Consider the following 18,200-nt stretch of genomic DNA (forward strand, 5'->3'; position numbering starts at 1 on the left):
TTATTAAATTCTTAGTCATTAAATTCTGTGAGCACGTAAAAACATCTGCGCTGTCTCTTCAATATAATTTTCACGAGTTAAACGTAAATCTTCAACATCCAAACCAAGCTCTAACCTTAGTTTAAGTTCACCAAAAAGCATCAAGCACAAACGAACCCCACTGTCATGAGGCTTAGGGAAATGGTAAACCCCTTGTTTATCCAATACTTCTAAAAAGCCGCTTAATAAGCCCAAAACATGCTTAGGGCCCGCATTAAAAAATAATCTTGGCAACTCAGGGTGACTTTCAGCTTGGGCGACACAGGTTTTAAACACTGCCGTAGTTTCATGGCTAACAATCATCTCACCAAATTGTTGCGCAAAACGTCTAATCGAGACTTCGGGAAATAAGGGATCCAAGAGCAAATTTCCCGTCAGCTGGTGAGCAATACAACGGGACTCAATTGCAGCAACAAATAAATCATCCTTAGAACCAAAATGAGCATAGACAGTCTGTTTAGACACGCCAGCTAATTTAGCCACCTCATCCATACTAGTGTTAGGAAAACCCTGAACGCAAAATAGCTCAATCGCGGAGTGCAAGATCTGCTCACGCTTAATTTCACTTCGGCTTTTGGTTTTTTGCTGCTCATTTATCATCTTAACTTCACTATATGTCAGTACTGTGGTGAAAATTTGACTCATTGTGCACCAAAGTATTTAATTAAAGCATGAAATAGACTGGACAGTCTAGTTCCTACGAAATAGACTGGGTAGTCTAATTTAACATTAGCGCATATACACGCCGCCATGATGAATTCATTTGGCTGTTGCACCATTGAGTACCGATATTTTATAGGAAACCTGCATCATGGACACCCTTAGATTTACGCTAAAGCTTGTTGTTGGCTTAACCACCCTTGGATTGTTAAGCGCCTGCGGCTCTGAAGTCACTGAGCATAGCGATAAAGTCAGTTATCAAACGGTAATAACTCAGAAACTGACCCTAACAGATAGCTATCCACACAATCAAACTTATAGCGGCACGATACGTTCAGCCAATACCACAGGTGTGGGTTTTGAATTAGCAGGTAAACTTAACCAGATTAACGTCGACAGCGGCGACACTGTCACCAAGGGGCAAAAACTTGCCGCCTTAGATACCGCGTTACTCCAAGCGGAGTTTGCTCAGCTGAGTGCCAGCTTGAAACAAGTTGAGGCCGACATCAAATTGGCCCAAAGTAACCTTAAGCGCACCATTAAGCTTAAGCAAAAAAATTACGTTTCTGAGCAGCAGCTCGATGAAACCGAGCAGCAAGTGGCCAGCCTTCTGGCCAATCAGCAGCGCCTTCAAGCCTCATTGCATGCCACTAATTTAAAACTTGATAAATCAACCCTGCTTGCACCTTTTTCAGGGAAAATCAGCCAAAAACACCATAACCTAGGCGAAGTTATCGCCTTAGGTAGCCCAGTCTTTACCTTAATTGGCCATGGACAGCAGTTAGCGTACATTGGCGTACCGATAGATGTAGCGCAAGATCTTGTGAATGGTCAAATCGTGGACATCACAGTGGCTAAGCAGCATTATCAAGGCCAAATAGCCGGTATAAGCGCTGAGGTAAATCCTGTCAGTCGCACTGTCCAGCTGCGGATAAGCTTGCCAAAAGATGCCAACACCATTAATGGTGAAATTGCCTACCTTGCGTTACAACAGCAGATTAGCGCAGAAGGCTTCTGGGTACCTATTGAGGCATTAACCGATGGCGTGCGTGGGCTATGGAATGTCTACACCTTAGTGAACGATGAGCAAGATAACAGTGAAATACAGCGCCGCGATGTCGAAATCATCTACACCAATGAGCAACAAGCCTATATCAAGGGCGCAATAAAAAACGGCGACACCATCATCACCCAAGGACTGCATAAATTGGTTGTTGGGCAGCGTGTTATCCCTGCAGATGCTGAGGTGGCAAGATCATTATGATTAAAGCTTTTGTTGAAAATGGCCGCCTAGCCAGCCTGTTTATCGCCTTATTAATCGTTGCGGGCTTGGGGGCAATATCAAGCTTGCCGCGCACTGAAGACCCACACCTTACCAATCGATTCTCATCGGTTGTCACCTTGTACCCAGGCGCATCTTCTGAGCGTGTAGAAGCCTTAGTCACCGAAGTGCTGGAAAATCAACTGCGCCGCCTAGAAGAAGTGAAGCTAGTACAATCGACTTCAAGAGCGGGCATTTCAGTTATCCAACTTGAATTAAAAGATGTAGTGACTGAAACCGCGCCGGTATGGTCTCGGGCGAGAGATCTTATCAATGATGCTAAAAACGCTCTGCCAGCCCAAGCGCAAAACAGCATATTGGACGACCAAACAGGTTTTGCAAACACGGCTATTTTAGGGCTAGTGTGGAAAGATGACAGCGAAATTCGCCCGGATATCCTCAACCGCTACGCCAAAGAATTACAAAGCCGGTTACGGGTGCTCAATGGTACAGATTTCGTCAAATTGTACGGCGCGCCAGAGGAAGAAATTTTAGTTGAGCTTGACGGTAACAAAATAAGTCAGCTTAAATTAACCCCAGCAGGGATAGCAAAAATTCTCACTCAGGCTGACAGTAAAATTTCAGCAGGCGAGCTGCACAACAGCCAGTTTAAAGCCTTCGTGGAAGTCTCAGGCGAGCTTGACTCACAAACTCGAATTCGCCAAGTTCCCCTAAAAGTGGATGACTTAGGGCAAATCATTCGCCTTGGCGACGTTGCCACTATCAGCCGCCAGAGTAAAACCCCAGCCAGTACCATAGCCTTAATCGACAGCCAACAAGGGGTATTGGTGGCTGCAAGAATGCTGAACAATAACCGCGTTGATAAATGGCAGCTTGAAGTCAATCACAGCATTGAAGAGTTTGAAGTTAACCTGCCCGCTAACATTGAAATACAATGGTTGTTTGATCAACAAGGTTACACCAGCCAGCGCTTAGGTGATTTAGTCATTAATCTGTTGCAAGGCTTTGTGATTATTCTATTAGTACTCATGTTGACCTTAGGCCTTAGAAATGCGCTTATCGTCGCGCTATCTTTGCCGTTAACAGCGCTGTTCACCCTAGCTTGCATGAAATACACTGGTCTGCCTATCCATCAAATGTCAGTTACAGGTCTTGTGGTTGCCCTTGGGATCATGGTGGATAACGCCATTGTTATCGTCGATGCTATTGCTCAGCGCCGCCAAGAAGGTATGAGTAAGCTAGATGCGGTAACCAAAACCTTAAAACACCTGTGGCTCCCCTTGGGTGGCTCGACCATTACCACCATGCTGGCCTTTGCCCCTATCGTGCTGATGCCCGGCGCCGCGGGTGAGTTTGTTGGCGGGATAGCCATTTCAGTGATGTTTGCCTTACTAGGCTCTTACATTATTTCTCACACCTTGATTGCAGGCCTTGCAGGTCGTTTTAGCATTGAAGGAAAATCTTCACTTTGGTATCAACAAGGCATGGCATTTCCAAAACTTAGTCGTGCATTCAAGGCAAGCCTTGCCATTGCCCTCAAACGCCCGCTGATGGCTGCTGTGGTGATTGGTATCATGCCAGTGCTTGGCTTTATTGCCGCTGGGAAAATGACAGAGCAATTTTTTCCACCTTCGGATAGGGATATGTTTCAAATCGAAATGTATTTGGCTTCTCAAGTCAGTCTAGAGAACACCTTAGCCCAAGTGAAAAAAGTGGATGCACAGCTGCAAGCCATTGAGGATATTACCGCTGTGACTTGGGTTGTCGGCGGTAATGCGCCGTCATTCTATTACAATTTAATTCAGCGCCAGCAAGGCTCAAGTAACTATGCGCAGGCCATGGTGAAAGTCAGTGATTTCCATGCTGCGAATCAATTAATTTTGTCATTGCAGCAAACCTTAGATAAGGACTATCCCCAAGCCCAAATATTGGTGCGAAAACTCGAGCAAGGCCCGCCTTTTAATGCCCCTGTTGAGCTCAGGGTTTACGGTCCATCACTTGATACCTTAAAAGACATCGGCGATGAAATACGTGGCCTACTTAATGTTACCCCTGATGTGCTGCATACCCGCGCAACCTTAAGTACAGGTGCACCAAAAGTGCTGCTACAAGTCAATGAAGATGCCGGCCTCATCAGCGGCTTAAGCTTAAGTGACATTGCCAACCAAGTGCAAATGGCCACCACAGGCATTATTGGCGGCAGCATACTCGAGCAGACAGAATCTCTGCCCATTCGAGTGCGCTTAGGCGACAGCAGCCGTGAGCAGGCCACACGTTTAGGTGAAATAAACTTAGTGTCAGCGTCAGGCTCAGGCATTCCACTTTCGGCGTTATCTTATAATGAAATTAATGTCAGTCGCGGTGATATTCCTAGACGTAACGGCCAGCGGGTTAACACCATTGAAGCCTACATCACCAGTGGCGTACTGCCAGCTCAAGTGCTTAATGATGTAAAAGCTAAGATAGATAAGATGGTTATTCCAGCGGGATATCATATCGAAGTGGGCGGCGAGAGCGCTAAGCGCAACGAAGCCGTGGGGAACTTACTCTCCAACGTGGTGGTAGTGATAACCTTACTGCTGGCAACTGTGGTGCTGTCATTTAACTCATTTAGGCTCACAGCAATCATTTTGCTCAGCGCTTTACAGTCAGCAGGGCTTGGATTACTGGCGGTTTACGTTTTCGGCTATCCATTTGGTTTTACAGTGATTATTGGTCTCTTAGGCTTAATGGGGCTCGCCATTAACGCCGCCATTGTCATCTTGGCAGAACTTGAAGACTTGCCTCAAGCAAGGGCTGGGAATGTGAACTTAATTGTCGCGACGGTTAATAGTTGCGGCCGCCACATAGGTTCAACCACAATTACTACCATTGGTGGTTTCCTGCCATTAATTATCGCTGGCGGCGGCTTCTGGCCTCCTTTTGCAATCGCTATCGCAGGCGGCACCTTGCTAACAACATTGCTGTCACTTATTTGGGTGCCCACCATGTATTTATTGATCATGAAGAACAGACGAACAGCCCAACTGCTGCAACCACATTTAGCCTAAAAATCGATTGTTGATGTTCAGTTGGGCGCTTAGCTAAAGCTTCAATTGAAGATTCACTAGAAGCTCTAGCAATTAAAAAGCCCCGCTCACTGAGCGGGGCTTTTTATTCTAAGCGCGACAACTAGCTTTGATTATATTGCACTACTTATTGTACTAAGAGCTTGTGCTAACAGCTCAAGAGTGAATGCTAACCTTCGCTGTCGTCGGCGATACGGTCTAGATTCTCTGTATTCTCAAGCCACAGGGCATTAATAATCCCGAATGAGCAGGCTAGCAACACCCCTAAGATCCACGCAAAATACCACATCATAACTCCTTGCTTCATTTCAATGTTATGAACACAACTCAATAGAGTGAAGTGCTGTTGTTATCAATAAATTCACGGCTTAAGCGGCCGCGCATCTTAAAATAAGTCCACAAGGTATAGCTCAATATCAGCGGAATAAATATCATAGCAACCACAGTCATTACTGTGAGTGACATCTTGCTGGCCGTTGCATCCCATAGGGTTAAGCTCATGTTTGGCGCCAAGGATGAAGGCATAATAAAAGGGAATAATGCCGCGCCAAAGGTGAGGATAATCCCAGCTTGTGTTAATGAACTGGCGAAGAATGCCCAGCCACAACGACTAAAATAACTGGCAATAATCACAAAAAGTGGCATGCCTAGTCCAATAACAGGCAGTGCTATCGTCCATGGATACAACTGATAATTCCCAAGCCAAGCACCGGTTACCAGCGCCACTTCTTTGGTTGTTGGGTTCGATGGACCTGAATGAGACAGCGTGCTCACCACTTGATAGCCTTCTAAGCCAAAGGCAACCCATAAACCAGCCGCGCCAAACAAGATGAGTAACACACATGCGCTCCAAATTGCACTGCGGCTTGCCCTCACTCTTAATTCGCCTTGGGTTTTCATTTGCAGCCAAGCACTGCCCTGCATCACTATCATGGACACGGCTAATAAACCCGACAATATGCCTAAAGGATTCAATAAACCGAAAAAGCCGCCATGGTAAGTCGCGCGCAGGTATTGATCGAAATCGAACGGTACGCCTTGAAGCAAATTACCAAAAGCGACCCCAATAACAAAAGGCGGCACTGTGCTGCCAACAAAAATGGCTCTATCCCAGCTTTTACGCCATCTTGGATCAGCGATTTTAGAGCGGTAATCAAAGCCCACTGGACGCAGGAATAATGCAAACAATACCAGCATCATGGCCACATAAAAGCCCGAGAACGCCACCGCATAAACCATAGGCCAAGCCGCAAATAATGCGCCAGCGGCCGTCACTAACCACACCTGATTACCATCCCAGTGGGGCGCGATGGAGTTGATCATGATACGGCGCTCTGTGTCATCTTTACCGATAATAGGCAATAAAGCCCCAACCCCCATGTCGAAGCCGTCGGTAACAGTAAAGCCGATGAGCAGTACCCCAATTAAGGCCCACCAAACAAATCTCACGGTTTCATAATCAAACATTAGCGGACTCCTTTTGTTCAAAATGATAACGGCCTGTTTTAAGGCTGCTTGGCCCTTGACGGACAAATTTGAACATTAAAAACAGCTCAATCACTAGCAAGATAGCGTAGAAAATAGTAATTGAAATAATGCTAAACCAGAGATCTGCCGCCGTCAGGCTCGATGCTGACATATAAGTAGGCAAGACCTCAGAGATGGTCCATGGCTGACGACCAAACTCAGATACAAACCAACCACATTCAATGGCAATCCAAGGCAAAGGTAAGCTGTAAAGTGCAGCGCGTAGCACCCACTTTTTCTCGGCAATCTTATGGCGAGTGCTCTGCCAAAATGCGGCGGCAAACACCAATAACATAATAACCCCAGCGCCAACCATGAATCTAAAACTCCAGAACATGGGCGCTACGCTTGGAATTGAATCTAAGGCTGCAGCATGAATTTGCGCCTCGCTGGCATCGACCACTTTGTCGGTATAAGGCTTTAGCAATAAGCCATAGCCAAGATCGACTTTTAATGCATCAAACTCAGCTTCAACTTCTGGGCTCTTGTCGCCGGATTTAAGCCGTTCTAGCAATGCATAAGCTTGAATACCTTGGCGAATACGCACTTTATGATTATCAATAAGATCCCTTATCCCTGTCACTTGCTCATCTAAAGAACGAGTGGCAATAATGCCCATCATATAAGGAATTTTAATGGCGTAATCTGTGTGCATCGTCTCTTGATTTGGTAGCCCCACTAAAGTAAAAGAGGCAGGCGCAGGCTCTGTGTGCCACTCAGCTTCAATGGCAGCAAGCTTAACCCTTTGCACTTCGCCTACTTCGTAACCTGATTCATCCCCAAGCACGATAACAGACAAGATGGATGCCATGCCAAAACTTGCCGCTATGGCAAAAGAGCGTCTAGCGAATGCCAAATCGCGCTTTTTAAGAATGTAATAAGCACTGATGGACAAGACAAACATGGCGCCTGCCACATAGCCTGATGCCACAGTGTGGACAAACTTCACCTGTGCCACAGGGTTAAACACCACCTCAGCAAAGCTAGTCATTTCCATACGCATGGTTTCATAGTTAAACACGGCGCCAACCGGATTTTGCATCCAACCATTGGCGATTAAAATCCACAACGCCGACATGTTTGAGCCTAAAGCCACCAGCCAAGTAATGGCTAAATGCTGGCCTTTACTGAATCTGTCCCAACCGAAGAAGAACATCCCCACCAAAGTGGATTCCAAGAAGAAGGCCATCAAAGCTTCAATAGCTAGCGGCGCACCAAAGATATCGCCGACATAATGAGAATAATAAGACCAATTAGTGCCAAACTGAAACTCCATCGCAAGACCTGTGGCCACACCCATGGCGAAGTTAATACCAAATAACTTGCCCCAAAATTTAGTCATATCCTTATAAATTTGATTACCAGTCATCACATAGAGTGATTCCATAATCGCAAGGATAAACGCCAAACCTAAGGTAAGTGGGACAAATAAAAAGTGGTACATGGCGGTTAAGGCGAACTGTAGCCGTGACAGTTCTACCACCTCTTGGATAATCATAACTTACTCCTTACGCAGTACAACCAGATGCCATGAAACTAAGCGCATAGCAAATGCGAATGGGGGACTTGGAATTAGTAACAACCCTAATTTCATGAAAAATGAAAAAATAGGTTATTCAACTGCGTCATTATCCCCCTAAATTGATTTAGATCAATTCAAGTCTAACTAATTGCACGTATTTATCGACTTTGATCACCTTTTCTCTTGCATATAACTTACAAAAAAGAGGAGACCTCAGTCTCCTCTTCAATCATCTTCTTTTATCTGCGAATCAACCTAACTTGACCCGCGCATTGCGGAACATGCGCATCCAAGGACTGTCTTCCCCCCAGTTATCTGGGTGCCAAGAGTTGGCTACAGTGCGGAACACTCGCTCAGGATGAGGCATCATAATAGTCACTTTGCCATCTGTGCTACAGATGCCGGACAAACCGCTGGGTGAACCGTTAGGGTTTTGTGGATATTGAGTCGCAATTTCACCGCTACCCGTCACATAACGTAGCGCCACAGTGCCTGAGTTTTCAGCGCTCATCATCGCCTGCGTTGAGGCAAACTCGGCCAAACCTTCACCATGAGACACGGCAATGGGCATTCTTGACCCCGCCATTCCCTCAAAAAACAGCGAGGGGCTTTGCTGCACTTCCACTAAGCTTAATCTTGCTTCAAAACGCTCGGAGCGGTTACGCACGAATCGTGGCCAATGTTCGCTGCCTGGAATAATGTCCTTAAGGTTAGATAACATCTGACAACCATTACAGACCCCTAAGGCGAAGCTGGCATCACGTTCAAAAAAGCGCGAAAACTCATCCCTGGCTCTTTGGTTAAACAAAATGGATTTCGCCCAACCTTCCCCAGCGCCCAATACGTCACCGTAGGAGAAGCCGCCACAGGCCACTAATCCTTGGAACTCTTCGAGGCTGATGCGGCCAGATAAAATATCTGACATGTGAACATCGCGACTTTCAAAGCCTGCTCTGTCAAAGGCGGCTGCCATTTCAACGTGGGAGTTAACCCCTTGTTCACGTAAAATCGCCATCTTAGGTGCAATGCCTTTAAGAATATAAGGCGCGGCCACATCTTGGCTTGGGTCAAAATTAAGCTTAACGGTTAAACCCGGGTCAGTTTCACTTTGCTTGAGGCTAAATTCTTCCAAGGCGCACTCTGGGTTATCCCTTAATGCCTGCATCTTATAGCTGGTTTGCGACCAAAGGCGGCGAAGCTCGCTTCGCTGCTGCTGGAACACCACCCGTGAGCCATCTTTAACAACCAGTTTATTGTGCTCAGTTAAGCCGCCAATAGTATGACAAGCAATGCCTGCGGCAATAAATTGCGCCGTGATAGCTTCAGCTTGCGCTTGACTCACTTGGATAACGGCACCGAGTTCCTCATTAAAGAGTCTGGCAAGATCTGAGCCCTGAAGCGCGCTCAAATCAATTTCAACCCCAGTGTTACCGGCAAATGCCATCTCAGTCACTGTCGTGAATAAACCGCCATCACTTCTGTCGTGATACGCGATTATCGACTGCTTCGCCACTAACAGCTGCATGACTTCAAAGAAGCCTTTAAGGCTAGCGCTGTCATCAAGATCTGGCGCCACATCTCCTAAGCTTGAAAACACTTGGGCGAGGCAAGAGCCACCTAAACGGGTTTTGCCATGGCTTAAATCAAGCAACAAGAGTGCAGTGTCGCCTTTATCACTTCGAAGCTCAGGGGTAACAGTATTGCGAATGTCTTGCACCACACCAAAGGCGGTGATCACCAACGACATAGGCGAAGTCACCGACTTTTGCACGCCGTTGTCTTCCCAGGCCGTTTTCATCGACATTGAGTCTTTGCCCACCGGAATGGTGATTTCAAGCTGTGGGCATAATTCTTCACCCACGGCTTTTACTGCTTCATAAAGGCCTGCGTCTTCACCTGGGTGCCCTGCAGCTGACATCCAGTTAGCAGAAAGCTTAATCCGCTTAAATGAACCAATATCCGTGCCAGCGATATTCATGATGGATTCGGCCACCGCCATGCGGGCTGAAGCGCCAAAGTCCAGTAACGCCAGCGGCGTACGCTCACCAATAGACATGGCTTCACCGGCATAGGTATCAAAACTTGCAGCTGTAACGGCGCAATCTGCCACAGGTACCTGCCAAGGGCCGACCATTTGGTCACGATTCACAAGGCCTGTGACGCTGCGATCGCCAATGGTGATAAGAAACGACTTATCAGCAACCGTAGGCAGACTCAATATGCGAGTGACCGCCTCATCCACAGTGATTTGTGATTCATCAAGCGCAGGAGACTGCGCCTTTTTCGACACCACATCGCGGCTCATCTTAGGCGCTTTACCCAATAAAACTTCAAGGGGTAAATCAATAGGCTTATTATTAAAGTGACTGTCGGCCAAGGTTAAGTGCTGCTCACTGGTGGCTTCACCCACAACAGCAAATGGCGCCCGTTCACGCAGACAAATTTGCTCAAATTGCACCAGGTTTTCAGGAGCCACCGAAAGCACGTAACGCTCTTGAGATTCATTACACCAAATTTCAAGTGGGCTCATGCCTGGTTCATCTGAAGGGACATTGCGCAAATTAAAGTGCCCGCCCCGGTCGGCATCATTAACAAGTTCTGGGAAGGCATTGGATAACCCGCCTGCACCCACGTCATGAATAAACTGAATGGGGTTGTCATCACCGAGCTGCCAACATCTGTCGATAACTTCCTGACAGCGGCGCTCCATTTCTGGGTTTTCCCGCTGCACTGAGGCAAAGTCTAAGTCTTCACTGGATTGACCTGACGTCATCGAAGACGCAGCGCCGCCGCCCAAACCTATGTTCATCGCAGGGCCGCCAAGCACAATCAGCTTAGCGCCAACGGTGATCTCGCCCTTTTGCACATGATCTTCACGGATATTACCTAGACCACCAGCCAGCATGATGGGCTTATGGTAGCCGCGCACTTCAACGCCATTGTGGCTGCTGACCTCTTGCTCATAGGTACGGAAATATCCGACTAACGCAGGACGGCCAAACTCGTTGTTAAACGCTGCGCCGCCTAGTGGACCTTCGAGCATGATTTCAAGAGGCGTGACTATGCGTTCAGGTTTGCCGTACTGGGCTTCCCATGGTTGAATAAACCCTGGGATATTCAAATTTGATACGCTAAAGCCCACTAAACCGGCTTTGGGCTTAGAGCCGCGCCCTGTTGCACCTTCATCGCGAATTTCACCGCCAGAACCTGTCGCGGCGCCCGAATAAGGGCTAATGGCGGTAGGGTGGTTGTGGGTTTCTACCTTCATTAGAATATGACATGGCTCAACATGGTAGCCGTACACTCCGGTTTCATCGGGGAAGAAACGTCCAGCCACTGAGCCTGTCATTACCGCGGCGTTATCTTTATAAGCAGATAACACGTAATCAGGCGTGACGGCATAGGTGTTTTTAATCATCTTAAATAATGATTTGTCCTGCACCACACCATCGATAGTCCAGTCGGCATTAAATATTTTATGACGGCAATGTTCAGAGTTGGCTTGAGCAAACATCATCAATTCAATGTCATTGGGATTACGCTTAAGGCGGACAAAGTTATCCACTAAGTAATCAATTTCATCTTCAGCTAAGGCAAGGCCTAAACGGCTATTAGCCACTTCCAGCGCTCGACGTCCTTCACTTAAAACATTAACGCTTGCAAGCGCCTTAGGTTCAGTGCGATGAAATAAGGCTTCAGCAGCTGCCATATCATCGAAAATAACTTCCACCATGCGATCATAAAGCAGAGCTTGCAACGCCTTTTGCTGGCTGGCATCCAGAGTATCGGCCTCTACATAATAAGCTATGCCGCGCTCAAGACGTTTAATCTGAGTTAAACCACAATTATGAGCAATGTTAGTCGCTTTCGATGACCAAGGAGAGATAGTGCCAGGACGAGGTGTGACTAAGTAAAGCTTGCCTTGGGGCGTATGGGCCTCGATAGCGGGACCGTAGGTGAGAATGCTTGCTAGTTGAAGGGTTTGTGTATCATTAAGTGCGTTGGTTAAATGGGCAAAATGTATAAATTCAGCATAGATTTGCCTTACTGGTATCGCCGCTGCATCGCAGGCTTTCATCAGTTGTTGCACACGAAAAGCTGAGAGTGCCGGGGCTCCGCGAATGATCTCCATCACGTCAATTCACCTTATTATTTTTTACTTGAAGGGTCAGAATTGGCGCTATTATAAGGAATCAACTAGGACAAATCACCCGCTGTCATAGGTAAAAACAGTGTTTCCTGAATATCAAATCAATCCACTAAAGAAGCCAGCCACAAAGCTCTTAATCAGTAATTAAATTACACAAAGCGTTCACTTTTCAATCATAACTAGGCGTTTGCGTAAACTCCTGCTAAAGTGAGCACCAATTATACCCATATCCCCTACAAATTTGACTCAAGCGGGCATGATATTTCGGCCTTTTCGCGACACAGAGATTTACTAACTTATTAAACAATATGATTAAATACTTATATGTCATTTTATTGGGCTTTTTATTGTCTGGCTGTCAGCCTGTTCAAACTGAACCGGTCGAACTGAGCCCACAAGCCCAAAAGCGAACTGTATTAAAGGTAGGCACCTTATACGGACCACAGATCTATGCCAACAATGCCCAAGGTGAAACGGGCTTTGACTACGAAATGGCCAATCGCTTTGCCGATTACCTTGGCGTGTCCTTAGAAATGGTTCCGTTTACCAACCGCAAACAACTCTTTAACGCCCTCAAAGAGGGGGGGATCGATATTATTGCCGCTGGCATTGCCAGCACGCCAGGACGTGGTGAGCAATTTAAAATGGGGCCAACCCTCTACAAGGTCAATCAAGTCCTGGTTTACCGTGAAGGCACCCCAGAACCTAAAGACATTGGCACCTTAAGCGGTGAAATCACCGTGATGTCCAATTCATCGTCGGTTAATACTTTAACCCAGCTGCAAAAAGACTATCCAGAGCTGCTATGGAACCAAGTGAATGATAAAGACAACGAGGAGTTGTTTGCCCTAATCGCTAAAGGCGAGCTTAACTACACCATTTCTGACTCCAACAGCTTATTGATTAACCAAAGATTCTTGCCAGAACTTAGAGCGGGAATGATTTTGGAAGAGAAAGTTGAAGTTGTGTGGTTATTGCCACCTAAAAACAGTGACAAACTGATGAGTCAGCTATTAGCTTTTTGGCACAAAGAGCAACGAGCTGGGACGTTAGAGCACTTAAATGAAAAATATTTCGGTCACGTTAAACGTTTTGACTATGTAGACACCCGCGCCTTTATTCGCGCCATAGACAACGTACTGCCAGCTTATCGCAGTTTATTTGAAACCTACTCTGGCGAGCTAGATTGGCGCAAGCTAGCAGCCGCCAGTTATCAAGAATCCCATTGGAATCCTAATGCTCGCTCAAGAACAGGGGTGAGAGGCATGATGATGCTAACTCAACCAACCGCGAATTATGTGGGCGTTAATGACAGAACCGATGCAGAGCAAAGCATTCGAGGCGGCGCTATGTATCTGAAAGATATGATAGACAGGTTGCCAGAGTCGATTACCGATAGTCAGCGAATTTGGTTTGCCTTAGCCGCATACAACATAGGCATGGGCCATGTTGAAGATGCACGTAAATTAGCCCAAAGCATGGACATGGATCCAAATGCTTGGCGTGATGTGAAAAAAGTTTTGCCGCTGTTACAACAAAAGAAATACTACAAACAGACACGCTATGGCTACGCCAGAGGCAGCCAAGCGGTGCATTATGTAGACAGCATACGCCGCTATTATGACACCTTAGTTTGGGTCGATAATCAAACTAAAACAATGGAAGTGATTGATGGGCCAAATGAAATTCTCGCCGACAAAATTGAGGTAAAGCAATCAGCGGTCGATGACAACAAAGTGAATGCTGCGCCTAAGCCTGTATTAGGCGCAGGCCGTTCTTAATTAAAACGTTATCTCATGCCCCAGTCGACACAAATTCCAGCATGCTATAGGGCAATTCCGCCAGGGCTAATCTAAATTCTGGTAACTTAGCCTAAACCCTGTATGCTCTACCTAAAATAGCGCTCTTGAGCACACTCACTGGCGCTTGATAACCAATATAACAACCATGGAGTGCTCTTGTGAGAAGAAAAATGCTTAATGCCAACATCGCCCGGCGCCGCACCATGATGAAAGTGCGCAAGCGTCGTTTGCTTAACAGACAAAAAACTTATTTCTCGTTTAACTTGTCAGATCAAACTAGCTAAGCAGCTTTAGGGCTTTTTTCTCTGCCCTACGGCGTTTAAAAAACGCACTTAGCTGTGCCGCACATGGCTCAGCTAACACGCCACTAGTTATTTCCAACTGATGGTTCAACGCAGGATGCTGCAGCAGATCCATTACACTGCCAGCGGCGCCCGTTTTAAGATCTTTGGCGCCAAACACTAATCTTGCAATTCTTGCATGTACCATAGCGCCAGCGCACATAGGACAAGGCTCTAAGGTGACGTATAAGGTGGTATCCAGTAAGCGATAGTTTTCAATCAACTTCCCTGCAGTGCGAATACAGGCCATTTCCGCATGGGCACTGCAATCATGCTCACTGATGCTGAGATTAAAGCCCGTCGCAATCACTTGATTATCTTTCACTAGCACAGCGCCAACGGGCACTTCGCCTTTAAGTTCAGCGTCTGCAGCCAGACTTATCGCCATCTTCATCCAATGTTCATCTTGCGCTAATTGCGCGGCTTGCCGTTCCTGCATAAGTTGCTCGGCAGCGGTGAGTTCATCATTCATTTGGTTGATATCTTTTTCTCAGTACAGAGTTAACATAATTGAGTTAACATTTCGTCATAACATTCAGTAACCGCATTAAAGTGCCAACAAAAAAGGCGCCTTAGCGCCTTTTTTAACAACTCAACGGGGATTATTCCCACTCAATGGTCGCAGGTGGCTTACCGGAGATATCATACACTACTCGGGAAATACCATCGACTTCGTTGATGATACGATTAGACACTCGGCCTAAGAAGTCATAAGGCAAATGCGCCCAATGGGCTGTCATAAAATCTATGGTTTCAACGGCGCGCAGTGACACCACCCAGTCGTATTTGCGGCCATCGCCCATAACACCAACTGAGCGTACAGGTAAAAATACCGTGAAGGCTTGGCTGACTTTATTATACAAATCAGCACTGTGCAGCTCTTCGATAAAAATAGCATCAGCGCGGCGCAGTAAATCACAATACTCTTTTTTCACTTCACCTAATACCCGCACACCAAGACCTGGTCCTGGGAACGGGTGACGATAGAGCATATTGTAAGGCAGGCCAAGCTCTAGGCCGATTTTACGTACTTCATCTTTAAACAACTCACGCAGTGGCTCAACTAAGCCCATTTCCATGTCATCAGGCAAACCGCCCACATTGTGGTGAGATTTAATCACATGGGCTTTACCTGTAGCGCTGCCCGCAGATTCAATCACGTCTGGGTAAATAGTGCCTTGGGCAAGCCATTTAGCGTTAGCGCATTTCTTAGATTCTTCATCGAAGATTTCCACAAACACTCGGCCAATGATTTTACGTTTAGCTTCAGGTTCGGCCTCGCCAGCCATGGCGTCAAGGAAACGATTTTCCGCATCCACGTGGACAATGTTGAGCCCAAAATGATCGCCAAACATTTCTAGCACTTGCTCGGCTTCGTTCAAGCGCAGTAACCCGTTATCAACGAACACACAGGTGAGTTTTTTGCCAATGGCGCGGTGCAATAGCATGGCCACGACAGAAGAGTCCACGCCGCCAGACAAACCTAAGATCACTTCATCATCACCCACTTGGGTTTTAATGCGCTCAATAGCATCTTCTATGATTGAGCTTGGCTTCCAATTAGTGCTGCAACCACAAATGCTCACCGCAAAATGCTCAAGCATGCGCAAGCCTTGGCGAGTGTGAGTCACCTCTGGGTGGAATTGAACCCCGTAGAAGCGTTTTTCTTCGTTGGCCATGGCAGCAAATGGACAAGTCGCCGTTTTAGCCACAGCTTTAAAACCTTCAGGAATAGCAGATACCTTGTCGCCATGGCTCATCCACACATCTAACAAAGGTTTACCTGCTGGGCTGATAGCATCTTCAATGCCTTTAAAAAGCGCAGATTCAAGTAACATCTCAACTTGGGCATAACCAAACTCGCCCTCGCCTACGCCTTGGATCACTTTGCCGCCAAGTTGCTCAGACATGGTTTGCATGCCATAGCAAATCCCCAGCACTGGAACTCCTGCACTAAACACGTATTCTGGTGCTCGCGGTGAATTCTCGGCGGTTACGCTTTCAGGACCGCCCGCAAGAATGATCCCTTGAGGATTAAATTCACGAATTTGCGCTTCACTCACATCCCAAGCCCAAAGCTCACAGTAGACGCCAATTTCACGAATACGGCGGGCGATTAACTGGGTATATTGCGAACCAAAATCTAAGATCAGTATCTTATGCTCATGAATATTGCTCATGCTTCACCTTCAATAAAGTAACCACTAAACAGCAGTAAATAATTAACAAATAACGAAAAATTAGCTAAGAAAAGGGCGACCCTAAGATCGCCCTAACACACCTATGAACCTGAGCGGTAATTCGGCGCTTCTTTGGTGATGGTCACATCATGCACGTGGGACTCACCCATGCCCGCCGATGTCACTCTAACAAACTGCGCTTTTTCATTGAGTTCAGCTATGGTAGCGCAACCTGTGAGCCCCATGCATGAACGTAGACCGCCCATGTGCTGATGAATGATTTCTTTAATAAAGCCTTTGTAAGGTACGCGTCCTTCAATGCCTTCTGGCACTAACTTGTCGGCCGCATTGTCAGTTTGGAAGTATCGGTCAGATGAGCCTTGGCTCATAGCACCTAGAGAGCCCATGCCACGATAAGACTTATAAGCACGGCCCTTATACAGTTCAGTTTCCCCTGGCGCCTCATCGGTACCGGCAAACATAGAGCCCGCCATGATGCACGAAGCACCTGCAGCAATGGCTTTGGCCAAATCGCCAGAAAAACGTATGCCGCCATCGGCGATCACAGGAATGCCTAGGGCTTTAACCGCAGCAGCGGCATCTGATACAGCAGTAATTTGCGGTACGCCAACACCTGTAACGATACGGGTTGTACAAATAGAGCCTGGACCAATACCGACCTTAACCGCATTCACGCCCGCCTCCACTAAGGCAATTGCGCCTTCAGCAGTGGCGACGTTACCGCCAACAATTTGTAACTCTGGGTATCTTGCGCGGGTATCGCGAATGCGCTGTAACACGCCTTCAGAATGGCCATGGGAAGAGTCAATCAGTAGCACATCAACGCCAGCTTTCACTAAGGCATCAACACGCTCTTCATTGCCAGCACCTGCGCCAACCGCGGCGCCAACACGAAGACGGCCTAACTCATCTTTACAAGCATTAGGCTTACGCTCTGCTTTTTCGAAGTCTTTAACGGTAATTAGGCCTTTAAGCTTGAACTTTGCATCCACAACCAGTACTTTTTCGATGCGATTAAGGTGCATAAGTTTTTGCACTTCATCAAGCTTAGTGCCTTCAGCAACCGTCACCAGTCGTGCTTTTGGCGTCATCATGTCATCGACTGTTTTGCTCCAATCGGTAACGAAGCGCACATCGCGGCCTGTGATAATCCCCACAAGCTCGTGTGCATCATTCACCACGGGATAACCGGCAAAGCCGTTTTTCTCAGTGAGCACTCTTAAATCTGCAAGGGTAGTGGAAGGGGTAACAGTAACAGGCTGCTGAACTATGCCAGCTTCGTAGCTTTTTACTTTACGCACTTCTGCGGCTTGCTGTTCTATACTCATGTTTTTATGAATAAAACCTAAACCACCTTCCTGAGCGATAGCAATTGCTAAACGGGATTCAGTAACGGTATCCATAGCAGCAGACACTAAGGGAATGTTTAATTCTATGGTATTGGTTAGGCGGGTTTTTAAAACGGCAGTATTCGGGAGGACAGTCGAGTGAGCTGGAACCAGCAACACATCATCAAACGTGAGCGCATCTTTTAGTAAACGTAGCATTGCAACATCTCCCCAGTTGAGTAGGATTTAGAGGTGAAATATTGCGGCGGGATTATACCTT

Annotated in this window: 11 protein-coding genes; 3 read left to right on the forward strand and 8 right to left on the reverse strand. The window is 46.9% G+C overall.

Features of this window, described 5'->3' with window-relative positions:
• Positions 1–18: 18 nt before the first annotated feature.
• Complete coding sequence (locus H5073_RS01925) at positions 19–639, reverse strand: TetR/AcrR family transcriptional regulator (protein WP_182676562.1); 621 nt, start codon at positions 637–639, stop codon at positions 19–21.
• 211 nt (positions 640–850) lie between these two features.
• Between H5073_RS01925 and H5073_RS01930 the strand changes: the two genes are divergently transcribed.
• Both H5073_RS01930 and H5073_RS01935 read left to right on the forward strand, forming a co-directional pair.
• Entirely contained in the window at positions 851–1,963 is a 1,113-nt protein-coding gene (locus H5073_RS01930) for an efflux RND transporter periplasmic adaptor subunit (protein WP_182676430.1), read from the forward strand.
• Positions 1,960–5,031 (forward strand): efflux RND transporter permease subunit, encoded by a 3,072-nt coding sequence (locus H5073_RS01935; protein ID WP_182676431.1) that lies wholly within the window; start codon positions 1,960–1,962, stop codon positions 5,029–5,031. Before H5073_RS01930 ends, H5073_RS01935 begins: the two co-directional genes overlap by 4 nt.
• 187 nt (positions 5,032–5,218) lie before the next feature.
• Here H5073_RS01935 and cydX read toward each other — a convergent pair whose 3' ends face one another.
• From cydX to purL, 4 genes are all read right to left on the reverse strand, one after another.
• A complete protein-coding gene (cydX, locus tag H5073_RS01940; protein ID WP_182676564.1) occupies positions 5,219–5,338 on the reverse strand; it encodes a cytochrome bd-I oxidase subunit CydX in 120 nt (39 codons plus the stop codon).
• A gap of 38 nt (positions 5,339–5,376) precedes the next feature.
• The gene (gene cydB / locus H5073_RS01945; protein WP_182676432.1) at positions 5,377–6,516 is read right to left on the reverse strand and encodes a cytochrome d ubiquinol oxidase subunit II; all 1,140 of its coding nucleotides are present in this window, start codon (positions 6,514–6,516) and stop codon (positions 5,377–5,379) included.
• On the reverse strand, positions 6,509–8,074 hold the full coding sequence (locus H5073_RS01950) for a cytochrome ubiquinol oxidase subunit I (protein WP_220487852.1): 1,566 nt from the start codon (positions 8,072–8,074) through the stop codon (positions 6,509–6,511). Before H5073_RS01950 ends, cydB begins: the two co-directional genes overlap by 8 nt.
• A 274-nt stretch (positions 8,075–8,348) precedes the next feature.
• Positions 8,349–12,230: a phosphoribosylformylglycinamidine synthase gene (gene purL / locus H5073_RS01955; RefSeq protein ID WP_182676568.1), complete on the reverse strand. Its 3,882-nt coding sequence runs from the start codon at positions 12,228–12,230 to the stop codon at positions 8,349–8,351.
• A 326-nt stretch (positions 12,231–12,556) separates the two neighbouring features.
• Here purL and mltF point away from each other — a divergent pair, with 326 nt between their 5' ends.
• A complete protein-coding gene (mltF, locus tag H5073_RS01960; protein WP_182676433.1) occupies positions 12,557–14,029 on the forward strand; it encodes a membrane-bound lytic murein transglycosylase MltF in 1,473 nt (490 codons plus the stop codon).
• 297 nt (positions 14,030–14,326) lie between these two features.
• Here the strand turns inward: mltF and tadA are convergent, their stop codons facing one another.
• The 3 genes from tadA to guaB form a co-directional block, all read right to left on the reverse strand.
• Positions 14,327–14,830, reverse strand: a complete 504-nt coding sequence (gene tadA / locus H5073_RS01965; RefSeq protein ID WP_182676570.1) for a tRNA adenosine(34) deaminase TadA — start codon at positions 14,828–14,830, stop codon at positions 14,327–14,329.
• Positions 14,831–14,993: 163 nt separating this feature from the next.
• Positions 14,994–16,571 carry a glutamine-hydrolyzing GMP synthase gene (guaA, locus tag H5073_RS01970; protein WP_182676434.1) on the reverse strand — a complete coding sequence of 526 codons (1,578 nt, stop codon included), beginning with the start codon at positions 16,569–16,571 and terminating at the stop codon, positions 14,994–14,996.
• A 101-nt stretch (positions 16,572–16,672) separates the two neighbouring features.
• A complete protein-coding gene (guaB, locus tag H5073_RS01975) occupies positions 16,673–18,139 on the reverse strand; it encodes an IMP dehydrogenase (RefSeq protein ID WP_182676435.1) in 1,467 nt (488 codons plus the stop codon).
• Positions 18,140–18,200: the final 61 nt, after the last annotated feature.

The organism is Shewanella sp. SR44-3, from assembly GCF_014163735.1.
In the GTDB taxonomy this organism is placed as follows: domain Bacteria; phylum Pseudomonadota; class Gammaproteobacteria; order Enterobacterales; family Shewanellaceae; genus Shewanella.